The sequence below is a fragment of the Mesorhizobium sp. ArgA1 genome (assembly GCF_053714375.1).
Genome location: NZ_JBSKBQ010000023.1, coordinates 1 through 24,381, shown reverse-complemented (window position 1 = coordinate 24,381; position 24,381 = coordinate 1). Strand labels below are relative to the sequence as shown.

The 24,381-nt window shown below is 58.6% G+C and carries 18 protein-coding genes and 1 pseudogene; 12 read left to right on the top strand and 7 right to left on the bottom strand.

Going from position 1 to position 24,381, the window contains the following annotated elements; all coding sequences use genetic code 11:
* Positions 1-44 precede the first annotated feature (44 nt).
* From proX (ACWGTI_RS28930) to ACWGTI_RS28920, 3 genes are all read right to left on the bottom strand, one after another.
* Entirely contained in the window at positions 45-1,070 is a 1,026-nt protein-coding gene (gene proX / locus ACWGTI_RS28930) for a glycine betaine/L-proline ABC transporter substrate-binding protein ProX (RefSeq protein ID WP_454590201.1), read from the bottom strand.
* Between the two features lie 18 nt (positions 1,071-1,088).
* Complete coding sequence (locus ACWGTI_RS28925; protein WP_454590200.1) at positions 1,089-2,066, bottom strand: ABC transporter permease; 978 nt, start codon at positions 2,064-2,066, stop codon at positions 1,089-1,091.
* A 309-nt stretch (positions 2,067-2,375) separates the two neighbouring features.
* Positions 2,376-3,371, bottom strand: a complete 996-nt coding sequence (locus tag ACWGTI_RS28920) for a LysR substrate-binding domain-containing protein (RefSeq protein WP_454590199.1) — start codon at positions 3,369-3,371, stop codon at positions 2,376-2,378.
* A gap of 334 nt (positions 3,372-3,705) precedes the next feature.
* On the opposite strand from ACWGTI_RS28920, the gene ACWGTI_RS28915 reads away from it, so the two are divergent.
* The 8 genes from ACWGTI_RS28915 to proX (ACWGTI_RS28880) all read left to right on the top strand — a co-directional run bounded on the left by ACWGTI_RS28915 (position 3,706) and on the right by proX (ACWGTI_RS28880) (position 15,638).
* Positions 3,706-5,193, top strand: a complete 1,488-nt coding sequence (locus tag ACWGTI_RS28915) for an aldehyde dehydrogenase family protein (protein WP_454590198.1) — start codon at positions 3,706-3,708, stop codon at positions 5,191-5,193.
* Position 5,194: 1 nt separating this feature from the next.
* A complete protein-coding gene (locus ACWGTI_RS28910) occupies positions 5,195-6,085 on the top strand; it encodes a dihydrodipicolinate synthase family protein (protein WP_454590197.1) in 891 nt (296 codons plus the stop codon).
* Positions 6,082-7,419 (top strand): NAD(P)/FAD-dependent oxidoreductase, encoded by a 1,338-nt coding sequence (locus tag ACWGTI_RS28905; protein ID WP_454590196.1) that lies wholly within the window; start codon positions 6,082-6,084, stop codon positions 7,417-7,419. Before ACWGTI_RS28910 ends, ACWGTI_RS28905 begins: the two co-directional genes overlap by 4 nt.
* Before the next feature lie 103 nt (positions 7,420-7,522).
* Positions 7,523-8,419: a DMT family transporter gene (locus ACWGTI_RS28900; protein ID WP_454590195.1), complete on the top strand. Its 897-nt coding sequence runs from the start codon at positions 7,523-7,525 to the stop codon at positions 8,417-8,419.
* An 892-nt stretch (positions 8,420-9,311) separates the two neighbouring features.
* Positions 9,312-10,631, top strand: a complete 1,320-nt coding sequence (gabT, locus tag ACWGTI_RS28895; protein WP_454590194.1) for a 4-aminobutyrate--2-oxoglutarate transaminase — start codon at positions 9,312-9,314, stop codon at positions 10,629-10,631.
* 329 nt (positions 10,632-10,960) lie between these two features.
* The gene (locus ACWGTI_RS28890) at positions 10,961-13,228 is read left to right on the top strand and encodes a N,N-dimethylformamidase beta subunit family domain-containing protein (protein WP_454590193.1); all 2,268 of its coding nucleotides are present in this window, start codon (positions 10,961-10,963) and stop codon (positions 13,226-13,228) included.
* 78 nt (positions 13,229-13,306) lie between these two features.
* A complete protein-coding gene (locus tag ACWGTI_RS28885; RefSeq protein WP_454590192.1) occupies positions 13,307-14,242 on the top strand; it encodes a LysR substrate-binding domain-containing protein in 936 nt (311 codons plus the stop codon).
* Positions 14,243-14,648: 406 nt separating this feature from the next.
* Positions 14,649-15,638, top strand: coding sequence for a glycine betaine/L-proline ABC transporter substrate-binding protein ProX (proX, locus tag ACWGTI_RS28880; RefSeq protein ID WP_454590191.1), 990 nt, complete (start codon positions 14,649-14,651; stop codon positions 15,636-15,638).
* A 26-nt stretch (positions 15,639-15,664) separates the two neighbouring features.
* On the opposite strand, the gene ACWGTI_RS28875 is transcribed toward proX (ACWGTI_RS28880), so the two are convergent.
* Entirely contained in the window at positions 15,665-15,922 is a 258-nt protein-coding gene (locus tag ACWGTI_RS28875; RefSeq protein ID WP_454590224.1) for an IS3 family transposase, read from the bottom strand.
* A gap of 209 nt (positions 15,923-16,131) precedes the next feature.
* On the opposite strand from ACWGTI_RS28875, the gene ACWGTI_RS28870 reads away from it, so the two are divergent.
* On the top strand, positions 16,132-16,341 hold the full coding sequence (locus tag ACWGTI_RS28870) for a hypothetical protein (protein ID WP_454590190.1): 210 nt from the start codon (positions 16,132-16,134) through the stop codon (positions 16,339-16,341).
* Positions 16,342-16,524: 183 nt separating this feature from the next.
* Here the strand turns inward: ACWGTI_RS28870 and ACWGTI_RS28865 are convergent, their stop codons facing one another.
* On the bottom strand, positions 16,525-16,698 hold the full coding sequence (locus ACWGTI_RS28865; RefSeq protein WP_454590189.1) for a hypothetical protein: 174 nt from the start codon (positions 16,696-16,698) through the stop codon (positions 16,525-16,527).
* 436 nt (positions 16,699-17,134) lie between these two features.
* On the opposite strand from ACWGTI_RS28865, the gene ACWGTI_RS28860 reads away from it, so the two are divergent.
* The 3 genes and pseudogenes from ACWGTI_RS28860 to ACWGTI_RS28850 all read left to right on the top strand — a co-directional run.
* Positions 17,135-18,340, top strand: coding sequence for an ATP-grasp domain-containing protein (locus ACWGTI_RS28860; RefSeq protein WP_454590188.1), 1,206 nt, complete (start codon positions 17,135-17,137; stop codon positions 18,338-18,340).
* Positions 18,341-18,577: 237 nt separating this feature from the next.
* Positions 18,578-19,750: a M24 family metallopeptidase gene (locus ACWGTI_RS28855; RefSeq protein WP_454590187.1), complete on the top strand. Its 1,173-nt coding sequence runs from the start codon at positions 18,578-18,580 to the stop codon at positions 19,748-19,750.
* 637 nt (positions 19,751-20,387) lie between these two features.
* Positions 20,388-20,714, top strand: a pseudogene (locus ACWGTI_RS28850) (SDR family NAD(P)-dependent oxidoreductase); the annotation flags it as partial.
* On the opposite strand, the gene ACWGTI_RS28845 reads toward ACWGTI_RS28850, so the two are convergent.
* Positions 20,676-22,748 (bottom strand): WD40/YVTN/BNR-like repeat-containing protein, encoded by a 2,073-nt coding sequence (locus ACWGTI_RS28845; protein WP_454590223.1) that lies wholly within the window; start codon positions 22,746-22,748, stop codon positions 20,676-20,678. The pseudogene ACWGTI_RS28850 and the gene ACWGTI_RS28845 sit on opposite strands and share 39 nt — an antisense overlap.
* 520 nt (positions 22,749-23,268) lie before the next feature.
* The gene (locus tag ACWGTI_RS28840; protein ID WP_454590186.1) at positions 23,269-24,042 is read right to left on the bottom strand and encodes an HpcH/HpaI aldolase family protein; all 774 of its coding nucleotides are present in this window, start codon (positions 24,040-24,042) and stop codon (positions 23,269-23,271) included.
* Positions 24,043-24,381 lie beyond the last annotated feature (339 nt).

Here is a 24,381-nt window from a genome sequence, read left to right as displayed (position 1 = left end):
CCGGCTAAGAAGGCCGGCCGGGCGCGTAACTTGTGCGGCAAGCTTTACTTCGCCGCCTTCTTGGCTTCCTCGAGCCACGCGTTCCACTGGTCGAGATGGGCTGCCTTCCAGGCTTCGGCGTGCTTATGGATGTCTTCGTTGTTCTTCTCCCCCTGATGGATCAGGAGGTTTTCGGCATCGACGTCCGCGATCGGCACTTGGACCAATTCGAACCATTTGGTCGCGACCGGGTTGTCATTGAGGAACTTGGTGTTGGCGATGACGTGGTGGCTGTTCACCGAGAAACCGAGGTTGCCGATACCCGCCACCGTCGTATTTGCGCCAGCCTGTTCGTCCGGTAGCGCCGTGAAGGGGACGGTCAGCCAAACGACATCCCTGCCATGCTTCAGCACACCCTGGATCCAGTTGGGGGTCCAGCTGTAATAGAGGACGGGGCTTCCGGACTTGACGCGTTGGATGACGTCGGGGAGCAGGGCGAAGTACTCTCCCTGCTTGTGGGTCACGGTATCCCGCAGGCCGTAGGCATCGAGATTGTGTTCGATGATGCGTTCGCATCCCCAGCCGGGATCACAACCATAGAGATCGGCCTTGCCGTCCCCATCGATGTCGAACAGCTTGGCAAGCTTGGGATCCTTGAGCTGGTCGATGGTCTTGATATTATATTTGTCAGCCGTAAGCTTGTCGATCGAGTAGCCTTGGATCGAGTCGCGCACGAGGGTTCCAACACGACGCAACTTCGCCTCGCCACCAGCCTTTTCGGCGAAGGCGATATGCAACGGGTACCAGTGTGGCGTGTAGTAATCCGCGTCACCATTGCCGACTGCGATGTGGGCAAGGGGGACCTGCGCCGCCGATGGCTCGTTGACCGTGTATCCAAGGTCTTCAAGCCCCAGCTTGACGATATAGGCCTCGAACAATTCCTCGGCCTGGCCGAGGTATAGGGGTCGTACCGTGACGCCTTTGCCCGGCAGATCCTGCGCGACGGCGTGGCTGATGGACATGCCGAATATGGTGGCCAGGGCGACGGCGGTCGCTAACTGCAGAACCGTTTGCTTCAGATGAACGTTCATGAAAACTCCCATTTTTGCTTACCGTTGATTGCCGGCTAATCCTTGCCTTCCAGTCCCCGCCGGGGAGTTCTGGAAGTATTTGACAGCGCGGGTAATCACTCCGGCTGGGCCACGCTCATACCAGGCAATATGCGCATCGCGGTCCCGCTGGATCATCGCGGATTGGGTCATGCGATCGAGGATAATGGCAAGGAGGACGATGCCTAGTCCCCCGGTGGCCGCGAGGCCGATATCTAACCGGCCGATGCCGCGCAGAACCATCTGGCCAAGGCCGCCGACCGCAATCATGGACGCCACCACAACCATAGACAGGGACATCATTAGGGTCTGGTTCACGCCGGCTACTATGCTGGGCAGCGCGAGTGGCAGTTGGGCTTTGAACAGCAGTTGTCTGTTCGTGGCGCCGAAGGCCCTCATCGCCTCGACCACCTCCTCAGAAACCTGCTGGATCCCGAGGGTGGTGAGGCGGATCACGGGAGGCAGCGCGAAGATGATCGTCACGATGACGCCGGGGACGTTGCCGATCCCGAACAACATGACGACGGGAACGAGGTAAACGAACGACGGGATCGTCTGCATCGTATCGAGGATTGGCCTGCAGATCGCAGCTGCGCGGTCGCTTCTTGCAGCGAGAACCCCGAGGGGAATGCCGATGATGGTGCACACGACAACGGCGGTGAATACCAAGGCAAGGGTGATCATTGTTTCTGGCCAGATGCCGAGGAAACCGATTAAAGCGAGCAATCCGACGACCTGAGCTGCCAGCCGCCAGCCGGCGATCTGCCAGGCGATCAGGCCAAAACCCAGAATCGTGAGTAGGGGAGGGATGCCGTTCAAGGCGATCGCAAAAGCCGTCAAAAGCTGGTCAACAGGCCACTTCAACGTCTGAAACAGGGGCCGGTATTGCTGGACGACCCAGCCCAACCCCACTTCCACCCAGTCTCCCAACGGTATGCGGAGAGTTTTGAATGGATCGAGGATGTCTTCGGGCTTCACCAAAATTCCTTTCAGTCATGACAGACAGTCGATGACCATAGCCTGCGTGACCGCCCGCGCACAGCGGGATGGCATCCTGACGACGGCCAGAGATTTCCTATAGATGCGGGGCTTTTGCGAGCGGCCGATAAAAGTGGCGCTAGTGTTGTGTTCCCATTTCCAGCGGTAACTTCAATTTAACCGCATCCCTTCGCGCTCCGCATGTTCAAAGACATCCGTCTGCTGTCAGGACCGTCCGTCTACCTGCAGATAAACGCTAAAGACGGCGGGAGATTAAAACAACCGAACAAAAAGTTATGCTTTCCAGGACTAAATGTTATCCGCTGTCGGTATGGCCGCACTGTTTTGCACCGAGACTCCGGCGTCCACCCCCGCGCTTTCAGGTGGATTGAGACCCGCAACCTGCGCAATCATCCAGTTACGGAAGACGGTCACGTCTTCCCGTCCAACGGCCGAATTCGGGACCACGAGATGGTGCTTCCGCCCCGTAAGGTAGCTTTCCTTCAGCGGCCTGATCAGCGTGCCTTCCTCCAGATAGTCGCTCACCAGGTGGCGCCACCCAAGCCCGATACCGGCTCCCCGCAGTACGGATTGGAGATGCGTCGGATAGTTGTTGAAAGTTATGGGGCGCTTGAAGGGGGTTGCGATCCCGAACTGCTCTAGCCAGTGGGCCCAGTTGAAAGGCGACCATGGATAGGCGGTCCAATGCTGATCGTCCATGTCGAGGAGGACTTCATTCAAGAGGTCCGCCGGCGTTGCGATATTCGGGGAATGAGGTTGGTAGGTCGTGCTGCAAATGGGAAAGACTTCCTCGCTGAACAGCTCCGTTGCTGTATATTCAGGGCGGGGCAAATATCCCATGACAACGGATACGTCGAAGCCGTCGGTCGCGGGGGTTGGGCTCCGTTCGAGAGAGACCAGGTGCAAGTCAATATTCGGATTGCTGGTGACAAACTCGCCGATCCGGTGACTCATATAGAGAGTTGCAAACGAACTTGGCATGCCGACCGTAAGGCGTTGCGGTTTCTGCCGTCGCCGGACGCTGTCGAAGGCAGCGCCGATATGCGCCAGGCTCAGGGCGGTAGCCTCGAAGAGTTCCTCACCTGCTGGAGTTAGAGAGACCTTCTGGTTTCCCCGATTGAACAGCTGGGTATCGAGGTGGTCTTCAAGCGTCAGAATGTGCCGGCTTACCGCCGCCTGGGTTACAGACAGCTCATTGGCAGCTTTCGTGAAACTTAAGTGCCGGGCCGCTGCTTCGAACGCACGAAGCGCACTAAGTGGGAGACGCCTGTAGTCCTTCGACATGAGTAATTGTTATCCTGCGCCCTGAGAAAAAGTAAATTGCGCGGTTTGCCGTTATCTATAACCATCGGGACGTCAAAGATCAAACAAACGGGCAGCAGCTGGTCCGTTCAACAACCCCGCGCGTGAAGCGAGCGCAATAAGCCGAACCGCGGGCACCCACTATTGAGCACAACGCCCTACCGCCCACCGGCCGGCTCATTTGTGCCATCGCGAAGGCTGCAGCTTCCAAGGCTTCCTTGGTCGGCTTCGGCGCGCAGATACGACGCTGATGAACACTGACTGGCGCCCGAAGGCGCCGGAAAGACACGGCCTGCGTACACCACAGGAGACCTGAATGCACGGTAAAGTCGACTACAGAACGCAGGCGCAATCGATGAAACTGCCGACCAAGATGGTCATTGACGGCGAGCGAACCGGTGCGGTGTCGGGAAAGACATTTCCAACGGTCAATCCAGCGACCGGTGCCGTCCTGGCTGACTTGCCGGCGGGTTCCTCCGCCGACGTCGATAATGCGGTTGCGGCGGCCCGCCGAGCCTTTGAAGATGGTCGGTGGTCCAAGCTGCCGCCAATGACCCGCAAACAGGGTTTGCTCAGGCTGGCCGCGCTCATCGAGGAGAACGCGGTCGAACTGGCCCTGATGGAAAGCCTCGACAGCGGCAAGACGATCACTGATTGCGTGAACATCGATGTTCCGGAAACAGTCAACACCCTAAAGTGGCACGCCGAAGCTGTCGACAAGATCTACGACCAGGTCTCGCCCGCCACGGACCAATCCCTTGGACTGGTCGTTCGGGAGGCCATCGGCGTCGTCGGGATCGTGCTTCCGTGGAATTTTCCGCTGCTCATGCTGGGATGGAAAATCGGACCGGCCTTGGCTGCCGGGTGCACGGTCGTCGTGAAGCCCGCCGAGGAAACCTCATTGACTACGCTGCGCGTGGCTGAACTGGCCTTGGAAGCGGGTTTTCCCTCAGGGGTTTTCAACGTCGTAACCGGGGACGGTCCGGAAGTTGGCGAGCCGATCGGCCGCCATCCGGACATCGACGCGATATCCTTCACAGGCTCTACAGAAACCGGCCGACGCTTCCTCAAATATTCGGCGGAAAGCAACCTGAAGGAGGTCGTGCTTGAGATGGGGGGCAAGAACGCCTGCATCGTGATGGATGACGCCAAGGATCTGGATGCAGTTGCCGCTCATATCTGCAACGGCGCGTTTTGGAACATGGGCCAAAACTGCTCAGCAATTTCGCGTCTGCTGGTGCATAAGGACGTTAAGCCGCGCCTGCTCGCCAAGCTCGAGGAGGTGGCCAAAACCTGGATAGTTGGCGATCCCCTCGATCCGGACACCCGCATCGGCCCGCTCATTTCCCCTACGCATTTTGAGAAAGTCAGCGGCTATCTGGGCGCAAATGGTAAGCTTATCGTTGGTGGCAACGCCTCCAATGGCACAACCATCGAGCCTACTATTATCGAGTTTGATGCTCATGAGGGGAAGCACGTCACGGAAGAGATCTTCGGGCCAATCCTCGCCGTTATTGAGGTGCAATCCCTGGCCGAGGCGGTAACGCTCGCCAATGCCACCGAATATGGTCTGGCAGCTTCGGTGTTCTGCGGCGACGGCATCCGCGCGCTCAGGGCCGCCAGGGCACTTCGGGCAGGTACAGTGACCGTCAACTGCTACGGGGAAGGGGACGCGGCAACCCCCTTCGGCGGCTATAAACAGTCCGGTTTCGGGGGCCGCGATAAGGCCTTCCATGCGCACGACCAGTACACACAAACAAAAACGCTTTGGGTCGACCTGAGCACCTCCCACGAAGGTTTTTAAGATGACCGCTTTTGCATTCCCGGGCCTGAACCTGGCCATCACCACACCTTTCAGCTCTAGTGGCAATGTGGATTTCGAACGCCTGGACGACCTCGTGGAACGCTACTTGGCGGCGGGCGTCGATGGCATCGTGTTCAGTTCTGGAACTGGGATGCATGTCTACCTGACTGCGGAGGAATCGAAGGCTGTCATCGAGCATGGCGCCCGTGTCGTATCCGGGCGGGCCAAGGTTATCGCGCAGACGTCGGCCCTGCTTACGGCAGATGTGGTGAGACGGACCCAAATCGCCAAGGATGCCGGCGCCGACGGCGTCATGGTGCTGCCGCCCTTCTTCGAGGGGCCATCCGATGACGACGGGATTTTCGACTTCTACGCTGAAGTGGCAAAGGTCGGGTTGCCGATTATCGGCTACAACGTGCCGCAGGCTGTCGGCGTGCGCATCACGCCTGACCTGCTGCGCAAACTTTGCACATTGCCCGAGTTCCAGGCCGTCAAGGACAGCAGCGGTGACCTGATTGCGCAGGTGAGCCTGATCGGCACGGGGCTGGGTGTCATCAACGGGGCCGACCCGCTGGTGCCTTTTTCGCAACTAGCAGGATGCTCGGGTTTGATCTGGGGGGGCGCGAATATTGCCCCTCGCGCCTGTGTGGCTGTTGTCAAGGCTGCTCGCGAGAAGAGGTGGGACGATGTCCGGGCGCTGTGGGTGCTGCTGGAACCGCTAATGTCGTTGCTGTGGCAAGGCGACTATGTGCAAAGCGTCTATGCCGCAGCCCAATTGACGGGCTATTCGCCGGGCAAAGTCAGAAAGCCGTTTCGGTCGTTGTCCGGCGAACGGGTCGAAGCCCTTCGTGCCGCACTCGGTCCCCTGATTGGGCAAGAAACTGCAAAATGACCGCAAGAGTTTTTCACGCGCGCCTGCTGCCGGACCATGGACCGGGCCCAGCCTGGACGGCATTGCTGCCCCCAAGGATCCCGAAGCCGGAATTGGATCGGACGATCACTGTCGACGTCGCAGTTATCGGGGCTGGTTTCGCAGGACTCGCGACGGCCGTCCGACTTGCACAGCTTGAACCGCAGCTGTCCATTGCGGTTATTGACGCCGACAACGTTGGAAATGGTGCGAGCGGGAGGAATTCCGGATTCCTGATCGATCTGCCACATGACATTTCAACCAGCGATTTCGCCGGGGATGCATTGGCCGAAAGCCGGAACGACATCGTTGTCGCGCGTTCGGCGATCCAGCTTTACGCCGGTTTGGCGGCTGAGCACGGCTGGGCGAAATCGGTCTTCGACCCGTGCGGCAAATACAGCGTGGCCATGACGAATTGGGGATCCGGCCATCTCGCGGAATACTCCACGAAACTCAACGCACTGGGCGAGCCACATCTGGTCCTGAACGCCGCCGAGATCGCTGACGTTACGGGCACGAGGTCGTTTAAGTCCGGCCTTTTCACTCCGGGCGCTGTCCTGATTCAGCCCGCCGCGCTGGTACGCGCCGTTGCGGACCAGCTCCAGGAGCCGGTGCGCGTATTCGAGCAAACCCCGGCCCTTTCTATCGAGAGTTCCACAAGCGGCTGCAAAATCATCACCTCCAAAGGTCAAATTAACGCGGCTCGCGTAGTTCTTGCCGTCAATGGCCATGCCACGAGCTTTGGAATCGGGCAGCGTGAACTCCTGCATGTCTTCACCTATGCCTCGTTGAGTGAACCGTTCGAACCGGGAGGGCTCGGTGGTGCCCGCAAGTGGGGCGCGACGCCTGCTTCGCCTATGGGGACAACTGTACGGCGTGTGGACGGACCGGCGGGCGATCGTATTTTGATCCGTTCCCGCTACACCCATAATCCGGCCATCACGGCTAGCGCCGATGTGATCAGAAGCGCCGGCAACCTTCACGATAGGAAGTTTGCTGATCGTTTTCCGGATTTGCGTCACCTGAAGATGCAGTACCGGTGGGGAGGGGCCATGGCACTGACCTGGAACACGGTACCCCTCTTTGGCGAAATCGAGCCCAATCTCTTTGCTGCCTGTGCGTGCAACGGAATTGGTGGAACTAAGGCTACAGCGACCGGGATCGCGACCGCTGAACTTCTGGCTGGGACGAGTTCCAAGCTCGGTGACATTTTCTCTGCTTATGACAGTCCTCAAGGTTTGCCACGCCAACCGATGACAGCGATCGGCGCCAGGCTGAACCTCAAATACAGGGAATGGCGGGCGGGTAGGGAATAGTACCGCCAGAACCGTAGTTGATCTGCCCGTCGCCTTGGCACCTGATGAGGCAGCCCCTGGCCTTCACCCCCGGCGAAGGCACGTTTCACGCACGCAAAGATTTATGAAAAAGCTTTTCAACTATCGTCTAGCCCTTTTAGATCTCGGCCTCGTGGCAATGTGGAGCTCGGGCTATATCGGCGCCAAACTCGCGTCAGAAACAGAGTCGGTCATGCTGGTGCTGTTCTGGCGCTTTTTGCTTATCACGCTGGTGCTGGCGCCAATGTCAGTGCGTTACGTGCTCAGAAGCGGTCTCCGCGCGTTATGGGTCAACGGGGTGTTGGGCGTCTGCGCGATGTTCCTCCAGATCGGTTGTGCTATCGTCGCGATCGACATGGGCGTGCCTGCCGGAACCGTCGCGATTATCTATGCCATGCAGCCCTTGCTAACCGCCGCTGTGGCCGGCCCCTTATTGGGCGAGCGGGTCACTGTGCGGGAATGGGTCGGGCTGGCTGTGGCCGTTATTGGTGTATCCCTTGCGGGCGGTTACGGTGGTTTGGCCGCACCGGCACTCGCTTACGCTTTGACGATCCTCGGGACAGCTGGAATCGTTACGGCAACAGTGGTCGCCAAAGCTGTCGCAGACGATACCCCTATCCTACCAGGAATTGGCATCCAAAGCGCATGCTGCGCAATGTTGTTCTGCCCCTTGGCGTGGATGGATGTGGGGCTTCCACCGCCGTTCCTGGATCCATCATTCTGGTTCGTGGTCGGCTGGTTTATCATCTTCTCAACCGTGGGTGCCTACGGGTTCTACTGGCTCAGTCTTCGCCGCTCTTCGGCCGTCCATGTTGGCACGGTCCTTTACCTTACTCCGGTCGTCACGATTGCGATTTCAGCGATCTTCTTCGATGAACCTGTTACTGCGGCCAAGATTGGGGGGCTCGCCATCTGCCTGGCTGGTGCGGCGATCTCGCTTAGCCGGCCTCAGGCCGTCGTTGTTGAAGCCAAAACAAACTGACGAAGATTCAATGCGGAAATCTATGTCAACCAGGTTAGCCTTGGGGATTGTCAGCCTTGTCAAAGGGCTCCTTCGCGTCTGGTCTGAGCGCGGAACTGAAATTGGAATGACCTACGCATTTCAGCGTCTTGCGATTTTATAACCATGCCGGCGACCCAAATGACGAAAGCAATCGGCTGAAAAGGTGAGCTGCCAAGGCATAATCACGGTGGGCGCCGCACGATGGTCCACGTCGACAGTCGCCGACCAAATCGAGGACAATGCAGGCCGGGGGATGTCCGGTGAGATCGGACTTGAATTGCACCAGTGCCCTCTAAGATCGATTATGTGCACTAAGTGATTGTTATGATTAAATATTCTAGGTTATTGAACTTTGCCGTATCCTGATTTTGCTCGATGCCCGCGTGTCAGAAAGTCTTTGCTCGATAACTTAAGCTGCTGTGCTACATGAGTTTTTATCCGGTTGTTTTGGCTTTTTCGCACAGATAGCGTGGATGGCAAGTGACATGGCTTCCATCGTAGCGGTCCCGGCGAGGAGTTGGCCGACTTCGACCGTCCGCTACGGGATTTGGCCGGGTCGGTCCCGATGCGCGTCGGACCAACGCGCTGGGACGTAACCTTAGGATCTCGGTTATCCTCCAAACGCGGCAGCATTCCGTCCCGATAACGAAAGGCCATCAAACGAGCGGAACGAATAATGCTGACGAACAGATGATGTGAATTGCTGTAAACAACAGTTTGATTTTTTTGCTCGGTACGGCCGATTGAAGTTCACTGCGCATGGCCATAATGGTTTTATGCGAAACAACAAACCGATACGCTGGCACATCTCAAGCTGCGTATTATTCGAGTCAACCAGCGGGCTGCCGCCGTGCATAGGGGAATTTGCGATATGGCTTCCAATAAGACTTTGGATGAGCGGCGGAAGGCAGCTCTCCCGGCAGGCGTTTCTTGCTCGAACCCCATCTATGCTGACCGCGGTAAAAACGCAGAAGTGTGGGATGTTGAGGGTCGGCGTTATATCGACTTCGTGGGGGGGGCCGGCGCGTTGGCCGTGGGTCACTCGCACCCCCGAATTGTCGCTGCGGTGCAGGAACAACTGACAAAGTTCAGCCACACCTACTTTGGCAACATTCCTTATGAAGGCTACATAGCTGTGGCTGAGCGCTTAAACGCCCTTTGCAAGGTCGGCGGAACGGCCAAAACCCTTCTGGTCGCCACCGGTGCCGAAGCTGTCGAGAATGCCGTGAAGATCGCTCGTGCCTATACGAAGCGCCACGGCATCATTGTATTCGGCGGTTCATTCCATGGACGCACACTCCTGACCATGGCCATGACGGGTAAGGTGAAGCCATACAAGGAACTGTTCGGCCCGTTCCCCGGCGGCATCTATCGCGCCCCCTTCCCTGACCTTTACCACGGGCTTAGCGTGGAACATTGCCTTTCGGCTTTGGACACCGTCTTCGAAACGGAAATTGAAGCTGCCGCAGTGGCTGCCTTGGTCATCGAGCCCCTCCAGGGTGAAGGCGGGTTTGTCCCCGCCCCGTCTGAGTTCATGGAAGGTCTGCGGCGGGTCTGCGACCGCAACGGCATTGTCCTCATCGTCGACGAGGTCCAGTCCGGATTCGGGCGTACCGGCCGCCTCTTTGCCGTCGAGCACAGCGGTGTCGAACCCGACTTGATTGCGATGGGCAAAAGCCTGGGCGCCGGCCTCCCGATTTCGGCAGTCGTGGGCAAGGCCGATCTTATGGATTGCGTTGACGCTGGCGGCCTGGGCGGCACCTACGCTGCGAATCCGTTGGCCTGCGCGGCCGCCTTGGCGGTTCTGGACGTCTTGGACGATGAGAAGCTGCTCCCCCGTGCAAATGAGATCGGCGACAGGTTCAAGGCGGGGTTCGAACGGATCAGGCAGCGATCGAACCGGTCGGCTATTGGTGACATTCGTGGCCTTGGTGCCATGGTGGGTGTCGAGTTCATTGAAAACGACGACGTCAGCAAGCCTGCTCGCGCCATGACCGCAAAAATCATCAAAGAAGCAGCGAGCCGGGGCTTGTTTCTGGTCTCCGCCGGTCGCCACTTCAACGTGATCCGGCTTCTGGTGCCGTTAACTCTTTCAGACGACTTGATCGACGAAGGCTTGAGTATCATCGAGGCCTCCATTGACGCCGTCGTCGGCAACGAACTCAAGCGCGAAACCACTGCGGTCGCTTAGGCGCCGGTGAAACGTATGAACCTTGCAGACCCCTTAGAGTCACTCCATCTGGCCGCCGAATTCCGCCGGGCACCGTTCGGGCACCACAGCCCGAACCTGCAACGTCTCCTACGGACGTTTCGGAGTTTTCCAATCCCCGGGAAACACGCCTTGCTTACAATCGAGCAAAACCGGCGTTGGATGCTCGTGACCCTGACGGGAATACCGGGGCGTCCCTTGGTAAGACATGAGGATGTGATCTTCGATGATCTGGGCTCGGCGGAATGGTACGTATTCCGCCAGCGCTGGTTGCAACATTTTGGAACCGAGCTTCCGGATGGAGACGACGCATGAGGACGTTGTCGGGCTATGCCAACATCCTCAGTGCGAAGCCGGGGGACGTTGTCGACTTCAAAGTCAGTTCGCTCGGCGAGGCTAAGTCGTTTTCGGCCCGTCTGGTGAGGCTGATCACCACCGAAGACCACCCCCAGGCCGCCGCTATGGTCGAGCGTGATCTCGACGCACCGTTTAACGGAGTATACCCCGGGAGACTGCAACCGATCCATATCGGCTCGTATGGCCAGGTCGAGCACGCAACCGCCTTTTCCGGAATGGAAGACTTCACGTTCACTGCATGGATCTGGCCCACGCTTCCGGGACAGAAGCGCCAAACGATCGGCGGGACATGGCAGGAAGACCGACGCAACGGATTCGCGGTGGAGATCGACGAGTTCAGTCGCCTGACGGTAAGACTAGGCGATGGCGAAGGCAATGTAACGGCGGTGTCCCTCGATACCCCGTTGCCCGAGCGGCGGTGGATGTTGGTCGTGGCCAGCTACAGCCACAAGGAGTGCGCGTTGATCCTGCATCAAAGCCTGCGCGGCGATGTGGGTGATCTTGAGCTCGTGGAAACGCGACGCTTTGAACTGTCCGCGGGCCTAGGTCGCCGGACAAAGTCAGCGTTTCTGCTCGCTGCTCATGCCGTATCCCGCAGCTCAGAGGGTACGGTGTCCGACGGCCATTATAACGGAAAGATCGATTCCCCGAAGCTGTACGCTTGCGCCCTCCCGTTCGACGAAGTCGCCGTGCTGCGCGATGGCGCCCTCGACATTGCCTGGCAGCAACACTTAATCGCCGCCTGGGACTTTAGTGTTGAGCAGGGCTCTGATCTCATCAAGGATGTCTCAGGCAATGGTCTTGACGGTATTCTGATCAACATGCCGACCAGGGCCATGAAAGGCCACAACTGGACCGGCGCATTTCATGATTGGCGATCCGCCCCGCGCGAGTATGGCGCGATCCATTTCCACGAGGACGACCTTTACGACGCAAAGTGGTCCACGGACTTCTCATTCAGGGTGCCGGAAGGGCTTGAGAGTGGCGTTTATGCCGCTCGCCTTGATGCCGACGGCGCCACTCCGGCTTATGTTGTTTTCTTCGTACGACCGCCGACGGGGCAGGCCACCTCTGAAGTGGCTTACCTTGCGTCCACGGCCACCTACATGGCCTACGCCAACCAGAGATTCATCGCGCGAGACGCTCTAGATGAAATGAGCATGGGCAGCCTGCCGATTTTCGGAGAGGATGACGTTTTTCTCGACGAACATCTGGACTACGGCAAGTCGCTCTACGACATGCATACCGATGGCAGCGGCGTGTGTTACTCCTCGCGGCTGCGGCCGGTACTGAACATGTCGCCGAACGCGAAATATTGGTCTTTTGGCGGCGACGGATACCTGACCGGATGGCTCGACGTCATGGGCATCCAGGCGGATGTGATCACCGACGAGGATCTCCATCGGGAAGGCGAGAGCCTCTTGGCGCCTTACCGCGTGGTGCTTACGGGATGTCATCCCGAGTATGTGTCGCTGGCGATGTGGGACGCCCTGAGGACCCATCTCGGCCGCGGCGGCCGTCTGATGTATCTGGGTGGCAACGGCTTCTACTGGAGAACGGCGTTCCACCCGACGCTTCCCGGCTTGATCGAGGTCCGACGGGCCGAAGACGGTTCGCGAACGTGGTCAGCGGAACCGGGTGAGTACTTCATGAGCTCGACCGGCGAATTTGGCGGGCTGTGGCGCCGCCAGGACCGCACCCCTAACCAGCTGGTTGGAATCGGCTTTTGTGCCCAAGGCTTCCAGTCAAGTTCCTATTATCAATGGAAGCCGGAGAGTGCCAACTCCCGGGTAGACTTCATCCTGGCGGGTATCGACAGGGATGCCCTTCTCGGGAACTACGGCCTGTCCGGCAACGGTGCTGCAGGACAAGAGTTGGATCGCTACGACGTGGACTTGGGATCGCCCAAACATGCGGTCGTGGTCGCAACGTCCACTAATCACACCGATTATATGGTATACGCGAAGGAAGAGTTCGGCGCGATGCACTGGATGATCGGCGGGAGTGAAAATGAAAACGTGCGATCCGACATCGTTTTCTTCGAAACCAACGGCGGAGGAGCGGTATTCTCCGTGGGTTCGATATCCTGGTGCATGAGCCTGCCGATCGATGGGTATGACAACGGCGTGTCCCGCGTGACCCGCAATGTTCTCGAGCGCTTCCGAAGCGCTGAGCCTTTTGCGCCGCCGTCGACCCAAGCACTTCAGGTCGACGTCGTCTAAGTCCTGCGCCGACTGCCGCCAGCAGTTTCTGGCAACCTGTCGGTCATGCACCTTGGCCGACCATGAAGGTCACGTCGCATGCCACGCTGGAGCTATGAACTTCCCTCCCTGACGGCCCTGCGAGTGTTCGAAACGTCGGCCCGGCACGTGTCGTTCACGCGTGCCGGGACAGAACTGAATGTCACTCCAGGGGCGGTCAGCCGGCAGATCAAGGCCATTGAGGACGAACTCGGTATCCCTTTGTTTGTCCGGCTGGGTGCGGGGGTTGTCCTGACGAGCGCTGGGGAAGACCTTTACAGCGCCGTCGCGACCAGCTTCTCCAATATGTCGGCAGCGGTACGCACTATTAAACGCGGCGGCGGTTCGAATACTGTCACGGTTGCCTGTTCTGATGCCTTCGCCACGCTGTGGTTGCTGCCGCGGATGGTGGAGTTCTGGGCGAAGTACCCTGACATTGTCATTGATCACCTGATTTCGGATGAAGCGCGCGACTACAGGCGCACCGAGATCGACCTGCGGATCCGCTACGGCTCGGGAATCTGGCCCGACGAGACGGCCGAATTTATATTCGATGACACGCTTTACCCGGTCTGCGGATCCGAGTTCGCGCGAAATCATGCCGCGACGTCGCCCGACCAGCTTTCCGAGCTTCCGCTTCTCCATGTTGACTGGGTCAACCCGAAATGGATTGACTGGCCCGATGTCTTCCGGATGTTCCGGATCCCTTATGGAACCGGCGAAGGCCGCCGGTTTAGCCGGTTCAGCGCAGCCGTGGCTGCAGCTTCCGCCAATATGGGGGTCGCCCTGGCCTCGCATCGGCTCGTACAATCGCTGATTGCCGATGGCAAACTCGTCAGGTTCACGAGCTTGGAAATCCCGGCGTCCGGCAGCTACTACCTTACACTTAGCAACCTGAAGACTCCATCCCTGGCGTCCGCGACGTTCACCGACTGGTTGAGGCAGCAATGTCCGGTTGCCGCGGCCTCCGGCGGTCCCTCCTATCCGCCGGTTTAATCCCGGCTATATCTCGCCGTCGCACCGTGGACGTCATTGGATGCCGCGTTATTCAGGCGCGACCGGCCAACCCTGTCACGATTCCGAAGCGCCATCCGTCAAAAGCACCCGATTTATAATCCGTAGCCTACGTCCCTGATAACATTTTGGTCTTGCGGAACATGACTTTTTCTACGGTTGTTTTGCGGTGTCCGCGCCGGTAGCGTTTCTGACCGACGCAACTCTCTGGCCTCGAACATGTCCCGGTCCAGCCATGGGGAGTGGCAAAACACTGGACGTTGCTTCTGGCCCTTTGAGTCCGGCGACGGGGATGCAGGCGATGCCGTCCGGCTGACGAGTCCTGCCGGGTGTATCGCGCCGGATTTGAATTCAAAAACCAGACTATTGTCAACGAAAAGGGGAACCAATGTACAGACAATCACTACTTTCAGCACTTGTGCTCACCGCAGCCACAGGAATCGCCAGCGCGGACTGCAAGGTCGGTGAGGGCCGCGAAGTCCGGCCGATGGAAGCCAGCGCGAGCATGGTGGAGAAGTTCACCCACAAGGTGGTCTACACGGCTTTGGAGAAAATGGGCTACAAGGTCGCCGAGCCGCTTGAAACCGAATACGCCGCCCTGTTTATTTCGCTGGCCAATGGCGACGGCGATTTCACGGCCGCCTACTGGAACCTCCTGCACAAAAGCTTTTATGACAAGGTCGGTGGCGCCGAAAAGGTGACGATCGTCGGCAAGGTCGTGCAGGGCGCCGTGCAAGGCCTGCTCGTCGACAAGAAGAGCTATGACGAAGGCGTTCATAATCTTACTGATTTCAAGGACAAGGCTGTCGCCGCCCGGTTTGATGCCGATAGCAACGGTAAGGCCGATCTCGCCGGGTGTACGCCGGGTTGGGGCTGCGAGAAGACTATCGAGCACTATCTCACCGCGTTGGGCCTGCGCGACACCGTTACCCACAACCAGGGCTCCTATGACGCTCTGATGGCCGATGTCATCGCGCGATACAAAGCAGGCAAGCCGATCTTCTACTTTACCTGGGTCCCGTATTGGGTGTCGGGCGTTCTCGTCCCCGGCAAGGATGTGGAATGGCTGGACGTGCCGAAGACCAAAGGCGACGATGCGTTGTACACGGACTATCAGGGCAAGAACTTGGGATTCGGCATCGATTACGCCAGCTTCCTAGTCAACAACAAGTTCCTCGCCGACAATCCGCCCGTGAAGACCCTTTTTGAAAATATCACTATCGATATCAATGATCTTTCGGCGGAAGCGATGCGACAGAAAAACGGGGAAAGCTCCGTCGAAGATGTTCAGCACCACGCCGAGGCTTGGATTGCCGCGCATCAGTCGCAGTTCGACGGGTGGGTCAATAAGGCCTGCGCTGTTCCTGCGAAAAGCTGACCACAGGAACCGCCTCTACCAACGAGCTAAAAAATTCTCGGTGGCCGATCGCTCCCTCGGCCGCCGATTTTTTTGTAGCTTGCAGGTTGGTCGGGAGCGCGAGGGGCGGTCCAAGGGACCCGTCGCCCTGGGGCTTCTGGCCGGCCTATAAAAAGGCCAGGACATTGCTGCCGGATCTTATGGTTGACCAGGTGCCCGCGCCTGCGCAACTCGTGTGTCACCCGCCGATAGCCGTAGCAGGGCAGTTCGTCCTGGATGTCCTCGATGATGGTGACGAGTTCCATATCCGAGAGTTTGGCCGTTCTGGTCGTGGCACGATAGTAAAAGGTGCTTCTTGGCAGATCGATCACTTCGCACCCCCGCCTGACGGCGCAGGCCGAGGGCCGGTGACGATGAAGGATCTCTCGCTGTCGCCGGCGGTCGGTTGGCGCGGCGTTTTTTGGCAAGGTCCAACTCCATCGTGAGTTGGCCGACCTTGCGCTCGAGAGCCGCGATGCGCGTTTTCGTATTCTGCGATGACGCTGGCCTCGGCTTCCTCGTCATTTATTTCGCCCCGGTCGAACTGTGTCAGCCAAAGCTGAATGAGGTTTGCCAAGACGCTATATGTGCGGTGGGCATCGCGACGTCCGATGACGCCGCCGCGGATGTCTTGGCAGAGCTGCAGTTTGAATTGCGTCGAGTGCCGACGGTATGGACCGCGTGACTTCATGAGCCTTCTCCGTTCAAGGCCCATCGAACGTATCAGCTTTTCGGCCCCGCCTGGTCCAGCTCACGGGGTTCACTCCAGCCTTTCTCAGCGCCGCAAGCGGGCTCTCGGTGGCACCTTCCTGCGCGACCCTTTGGCCTCTAGCGCCTTGAGACGCTCTTTCATGGTCTCATGGCGCTCTCACACCCCACGCACGCCGGCCGGCGAAGTCGAGTGGCCGAGCTTGCGCTCCCCGTTGGCGATGCGGATCTGGCTGAAGGCGGGCAGCTCCAACGACAAATCTAGGATGATCGCCTCGAGTCTGCTGGCGTGCGGTTGGCCAGCAGCTGCGGACGCCACGGCAAAGTCGGTCACTGCGCGTCGGATTAAACGGCGTCGTCCGTCAGGTAGTCGAACGAGACGAAAGCCGGAGCGCGCGCAGACCGAGACGAAACGAGTTCCAGACGCTGACCCGCAAGGCCGTGACGCGGGTCGACGACCGTCAAATAGGACACCACTCCGTCGAGAATGGCGGCAGCCTCTGATGTTTGGTCTATGTACGCGGCTCCCGCTACACCGGGTCGGTATCGTCTCGAACCAAGGGGTGACCCGGCGGAAGCCCCTATGCAGCACCGCTGGTGGACTCGCGAACGGCAACGCCGCTGTAACAAACTCGCATATAAAATTCGCAGATTCTTAACGCCGCAAAATCGGTGACGATGGTAGCCTCGCGGCAATGTCTGAGGTCAAGGGCGGCTGCAAAAAGCTGCCCCTCCATCAGACCTCTGACGGCAGCAGGAGTCCACACCCGATGGCAAAAGCGCTGGTCCTGATTGGAGGCACGGTAATGGGCTCGGGCCTGCTCTACGTCCAGTCTGCTCAGCGTCTTGGTCTTCAGCCGATTACCCTTTCGGCCGATCCAAGTCAGCATGACCATTTCGCGGCAAAAGGCGTCGAAACAATCCGTGTCGATACAAACGATCTGAATGCGCTGCTCAGAGAATGTTCCCGGCTCCAAAAGACCTATGAAATTGCTGGCATCACGAGCGCTGCTGACTCGTTTTATGCGACAGTTGGCAAGCTCTGCCGTCATTTCGATCTGCCGGGACCGAACCCGGAAGCTATTGAACAATGCTGCGATAAATACACTCAGCGTCAACTCCTCGCGGCCTCAGGCGTTCCGATACCAGCTTATCGCTTGGCGACCAATGAGACAGAGGTTGAAAGCGCGGCCGCGGAGATCGGCTTACCGGTGATTCTAAAGCCAGCATCAGGCAGCGGGAGCGTCGGTGTCCGATTGTGCCGCACTGCCACCGAGGTAGCCGACCATACGATGCATCTATTGGGCGCGCATAGGTCGCGCCTCTCGCCAAGGATACTGGTCGAAGAATTCGCACAAGGTTCTCATTACTGCGCTGACGTAATGGGAAGCGAGGTCATTGCGATCGCTACCCTTGACTTCGGCCCTCCACCGCATTTCGTCTATCGTGGGGCGACTTACCCAGCACCGCTGAGTGATGGCGAGCATGAGCGTTTAGCCGACATTTCGCTGAGCTCTGTGCGCGCGCTCGGCCTCGACTGGGGGCCAGCGGGCATTGAATTTCGGTGGACGAAGCGTGGCCCAGTTGTCATTGAGGTCAATCCACGCCTTCATGGCTCACCAAATCCCCAGATGGTTCATCTGGCCTACGACGTTGATCTGATCACGGCGCACATTAAGCTTGCCACAGGGGAAGAATGGGATTTGCGTAAAGGGCGTTCGCAGACGGTAGGCGCGCGATTCCTAGTTGCTGACCGTGATGGAACGCTCGACTGGATCGGGGGGGACAGAGAGGCAGCTGCTCTATCGGGTGTCGCTGAAGTTAAATTCTATGTTCAACCCAAAACCCCCGTTGTCAGAAAAGGCGACTATAGAGACTGTTTGGGACATGTCATCGCCGCTTCACCCACTCTTCCTCGTACCGAGGCTATACTGGAGCGTGCCGTCAACTTGATCGGTTGGTCCATCACGCCCTAAGGGCGATAGTTGAGAGTGGCTAAAGTATAAATTGGCCTGGTTCACGTCCTAATTCCTTTGCCGACCGGGGTTGCAAAGTTGCAAATCCGGTCAGCGTGATTTCGTCGAGTGGTTGCGGACTTGAGGTCGACTGGAAGCGGCCTATCTGATCGCCGATGTGGTTACACAGGCTTCCGCAACTCTCTCAGGATTTCCTTCGATAAGCGCGTACCACGAAATTTGGAGGAATAGTTCTGTATGAGCGGCAGGAACATTGTCCAGGCGTTTGAGACGTCGGAGTATCGGGCTCGTCTCGATAAGGTACGTACCTTGATGTCCAATGCTGGGATGGACGCGCTGGTGGTCATCTCACCAGCGAATCAGTGTTATCTCCTGGGGTATGAGTCCTTCTCCGGTGACGAGCCGCAGGCGGTGCTGGTGACGTTGGACGACGACCCGTATTTCATCCTGCGCAAGATGGACGCCGACGCTGCGGCGGACGCAGGATGCTGGCTCTCGCAGGATCGGGTTGTCGGGTACGCGGAAAGCTTCGTAGCCGGCACAGGTGTGCAAAGCGCGTGGGAAGTGATCGGCCAGTTCGTGAGGAACAAGGTGGGGGCGTCTGCACGCATTGGCGTCGAAGCGTCTGGGATGAGCGTGTTCAACTACAAGCTCGTCGGCGCTTTGGGAGTTCAGGAACCGCTCGATGCCGGTGACCTGGTGGCAGCATGCAGGCTCGTTAAGTCAGAGCGCGAGCTTTTGTATATGAGCGAGGCGGCCGCAATAGCGGACCGGGCGATGCTGGCTGGCCTCGACAAGATCTCAGTCGGCACCAGACATTGTGACGCAGCGGCCGCGATCCTGTCAGCTCTCTGCGCCGGGACCGAGACCATTCCCGGCGGGCCGCCACCATCTCCACCGTTCATCCGTGGTGGAAGGTTCGCCAACGCACCGCACCAATTTTGGATTGACGACGTATTTGCCCTCGGCCACCAGTATTACCTCGGGATTGGTGCCAGCCGGCATCGATATGTGGCTCCGATGACGAGGACTGCTCATCTCGGCCCCATCACTCCACGCCGGAAGAACCAACATGAGGGTGCACTGGCGGGATTCCACGCCGCCGTCGACGCACTGCGCCCCGGCGCGACCTGCGCGGATGTTGCGCGGGCGTTCCAAGCGGCTATCCGGCCGTACGGCCTCACCAAGGACTCGCGCCTAGGCTACTCTGTTGGCCTTGACTGGCTAGACGGCCCGAGCCTGGGGACGCAAAACGACACCGAGGTCCTGGCCAACATGACCTTTCTGATCCACATTGGTTTCTACGAGCGCGGCGAACTGTACATGTTGAGCGACACCGTCCGGGTCTCCGCTAATGGCTCTAAAGCGATGAGCAAGCTTCCGCGGATCCTTTTCGAGCGTCCCGCATGAAAATGCAGGAGCAGCGATGCCTCGCGCAATAAAGTCGCCGATCTGCCGGCGCCGCTCATGTTGATCACGGATCCCGCTGACGGCCTATGGGGAGAAAGGAGGGCGGCCAAGGCAGTTTCTCTGTTCGGCCGAATGGTCGAGCGGCAACGTTCGTCCCTGCGCTGATGTTTGTCCCTGCAGGCTCTCGCGCCTCTCCGGAACGGACCACGGGCCTATCCAAAGAATGGAGCAGAACTATCTGGTGAGCATCCTCCGGATCGTCGCTCCGAAGGCAAAAGCTGCCATGCGAACTCTCTTCGTTCCGCGTCCGGCGACGAAAAACCGCCGCTTGGTCCGGAGTTGAATGATCTCCTTTCAGGCCAACGGTTTGTTCAGCGCGGCCAACGTATCGAAGTGCATTGTGACTATGTAGTGGGTCCGACATAAGAGCAAATCCGATGTTTTGTCGGTCGCGTATCGTATTGATTTAGGAAGACCTTTGGCTTTGGCACGGCACATGCTTTTCGCTTGGTACGGGGATCTTTTTTTTCTGCAGCTGTGCCAAGAGCGTAGCGGTAGCGATATCAAGTGGAGTGAAGATGGATTTAGAGCTTGACGGCAAGGTGGCGATGGTCTCGGCCGCTTCCACCGGCTTGGGTTGGCCACCGCTGAGGAGTTGGCCAAAGAGGGCTGCCGCCTGTCTATTTGTGGGCGGGATACGGGGCGGCTCGAAAGCGCAGTGGATCGGTTGCGCAAGACGAGCGCCGAAGTGCTGGCGCGCGTGACCGATGTGACCGACTGCGCTGATGCAGCAGCTTGGGCTGCCGAAACAGCGGAGCATTTTCACTGTATCGACGTCTTGGTGACGAATTGCGGCCGGGTTTCTGTCGGACCACCCTCGGCCATGATGCCCAAGGATTTCGAAGATGCGGTCCAGCGAGTGCTTCTACCTTCGATAAATCTTGTGACGGCTGCCTTGCCGCATCTGCGCCGCTCGAGCTCGGGGCGAATATTGATGCTCGCTTCCGAGGCTATTGTCGAACCCCAGTACATTTCGCGCTGTCGGGCGTCGCACGAGCGGGGCTAGTGCCTTCTTATGAGACCAGTGCGCGCCATCGTCGAGGCTGAAGAAAACCCGGTCTCGGTGCCGGCGAAGAGTAGGCCTGGACGCACCGGATCTGCGCGCACCACGCGGGTGATCTCGCCCTTCGGAAGTCGCCAGCGATCGACTGCCGGCTCTTGCCACCGTCCTTCGTACGGAAGAGGTAAGGCTGGTAATCGGCAAGCTTGTAGCGCGTAGCCGCAAGATAACGGTGTCAGCGTCATGCGGTGAGATTTCGACGCACCCAACATAGGCGAGCTCGGGCATGGCTTTCGGCGTAACGTTGCTCCACTCGGCCCCGCCATTGCGCGTCACATGCACGAGGCCGTCGTCGGTGGACGCCCAGATCTCGCCCTTGCGGTGCCGGGATTCCACGACCGAGGCGCACGTTGCATGGACCTCCGCACCCAGGTTTTCACGGGTCAAGAGGCCGCCCGAGTAGTCCTGCCTAGCAAGGTCATTGAGGCTAAGATCGGGCGAGATCTCGGTCCAGCTCGATCCTTCGTCGCGGCTGCGGAAGACGTGGTTACCGCCGGCATAGAGCGTCTTTGCATCATGGGGCGAGAAGGTGAGCGGGAAGGTCCATGCAAAGCGGTATCGCATGTTCTTCGGCGCGATACCGGTCGTCTTTTCCGGCCAGACATTCACAAGTCGGATCTGCCGCGTACGGTGGTCATAGCGTTGCAGCGGACCCGCGCCGTCTGCGCTTGAGCCGATCGCGCCGCAATAGACGATATCGGGGTCCTCGGGATTAACAACGATGAAGCCGCTCTCGCCCGTGCCCGGATAGGTGCAGTCGCCCAGGCCGATTACGCCCCATTCGGTAGCGCTGGGGACCGAGATCGAGGTGTTGTCCTGCTGCGTGGCGTAGACCCGATAAGGGTGCCGGCCGTCGACGTCGATGCGATAAAATTGTGCCGTGTTCTGATTGTAGATCGAGGACCAAGTCCTGCCGCCATTGAAGGTGACGCAGGCACCGCCATCGTTGCCTTCGATCATACGTTTGGGATTGAGCGGGTCGACCCAGAGGTCGTGGTTGTCGCCGTGAGGCGTCATCACTTCGGTGAAGTTCACTCCACCATCGGTCGATTTCCACATCTGGAAGTTGGTCACGTAGACGGTATCGGCGTGACCCGTATCGGCGAAGACAGGGGTGTAGTACCAATGGCGGTGCATCAGATCGCGGTTCTGACAGACGTGGATCCAGTGGTCGCCGTAATCGTCGGTTCTATAAAGCCCGATTTTGTCGTCCTCCGCCTCTATGAGGGCGTAGACGCGCCCACGCTGCGCCTCCGAGACGGAAACGCCAATCTTGCCGAGGATTCCAGGCGGCAAGCCGTTTTGGCCAGACAGCTCCTCCCAAGTGTCGCCGCCGTCGAGTGACCGAAAAATTCCGCTCCCTGGCCCACCGCTGTTCAGGTGCCAGAAGCTCCGCCGCGTCTGCCAGGTCGTGGCGAACAGGATGCGCGGATTGTTGGGATCCATCCAGATGTCAACGGCCCCGGCGTCGGGATTGCGGTAGAGAATCTTCTGCCAAGTCTTGCCGCCATCCTTGGAACGGAACACGCCGCGGTCCTCGTTCGGCCCGAACGCATCGCCTAGCGCCGCGACATAGACGATGTCGGGATGGTGCGGATGAACACAGATTTTGCCAATATGGCGGGTCTCTTTCAGGCCCAAATGAGTCCAGCTGCGGCCGGCATCGATCGACCTGTAGACTCCGTCGCCGTAAGAGACGTCGAGGCGGATCGTTCCCTCACCCGTCCCGGCATAGATGACATTCGGGTCCGAGCGGGCGACGGCGATCGCGCCAACACTGGCGCTCGTGAAGAAACCGTCCGATACGCAGCGCCAATAAACACCGCCGTCAATCGTCTTCCACACACCGCCCGCGCAGGCGCCGAAATAGAACACCATCGGCTCGTTGGCGTCGCCTGCGACCGCAACAACGCGGCCGCCTCTCGCCGGCCCGATGCAACGCCATTTGAGGGCCTCGAGGGCCTTTGGGTCATTCACACGAATCTGCGTCGACACAGCACTACACACCCTGACTAGGTTGTTTGTGCAAAGCTCTGATCGAACTTCCACGTTTTGATCGACTTGGATGGCTGGATCACCCTCGGGGACGGCGCTTCCGCGATGATCACGCCAAGTCGGCATACAGGTGTGTTCTTGAGCAGTTTGTGATCATCGCCTTCAGGCCTTCGGCCGTCGTGCCGCGAGTTGCAAGGCGCTGAGCCTGCCCCACGAGCCCCGATCATATCCACACTGCCGCCGCATTGGGCTTATAGCGTCAATCCCTCAATTGACCTCCGAAGCGTGCCTATCGAGCGGAATCCCAAGCCGCTAAATTGTCACCTACGGCCTAGAAGTATTGCGCTCTGACGGCTCGTGTCAGCAAGATTTCCAAATCCTCGCACTTACCTGGACTGACGCTCTATCTAAGAAGAAACGCATTATGGAAATCTTTCGCTACAGCGCGACCGCCGTCTAGAACAAAGCCAGAGTCCGCTCCGTAGGTGAACAAGCTGAGGCCAAGCTCCTGGAATCGCTTGATATCGTCTATGGACCCCACATCAATACCCGATCCTATGCGGTACTTTTTAGCGGCAGCCCCGACTGCCCGACAGGCATCCAGCAACTCAGGCGTGAGCTTTCCCGGTTCCATGCCAAAGGCAAGCGCAAGGTCTGCCGGGCCGATGAAGAGCGCGTCGACACCAGGCGTTGAGGCTATGTCGTCCAGATTGTTGAGGGCCTCTCTTGTTTCAATCTGAAGTACGACGGCCAAGCTGGAATTCGCATCCCTGCGATACTCCGCATCCCTTTGGTAGTAGTTCGATGCTCTCCACGCCCCGGACCCGCGCTTTCCCGCAGGCGGATATTTTGCGGACGACACAGCTTCGATGGCTTCGGCACCAGAGTTCACCATTGGCACCATGATCCCGTTCGCACCATGATCCAACGCGGCCTTAATGAGTTCAATTCTATTCCAAGCGACTCTGTAGAGTACAGGCATATCGTGTCGTTCGGTCGCAGGAAGAATCTCCAAGAGGCCGTTAGGCGCAATGGGCGCATGCTCGCCATCGACCAGAAGAAAATCTAGGCTTGTCTGCGCCAGCGTCTCTGCGACGATTACATGTGGAATGTGCATCCAGGCGCCGATTTGGGGTTTTCCCGACCTGATCGTTTCAGCGAACGAATTTCCTGCCATTTTTCACAATCCTTTGCGTCGTCTAAGCCGTAATTCTTCGTCCGCAGCAAGCCGCGTCTGGACGAGTTCATTCCAGCCTACCTGGTCGGAGGGAGCTATAGAATTGCGCTGCTGCGCACCAATCAATTTGTTTCTATGGGAAGATGGCAGTTTTTTCGGCATCCTAAAACATACAGTTTGTGCAGAAATTGCCTATCACACCAAACGATACCGTGGTGGCACCGTGTGCGCTCCGGCGAGGGGTGCTTACAGGCGAAGTTTAGCCCGACTTCAACAGTTGTTTTTGAATAGATCTTTATAATCAATGAGATGTGCGGCCCCCAAGTTTCCTTAGCACCA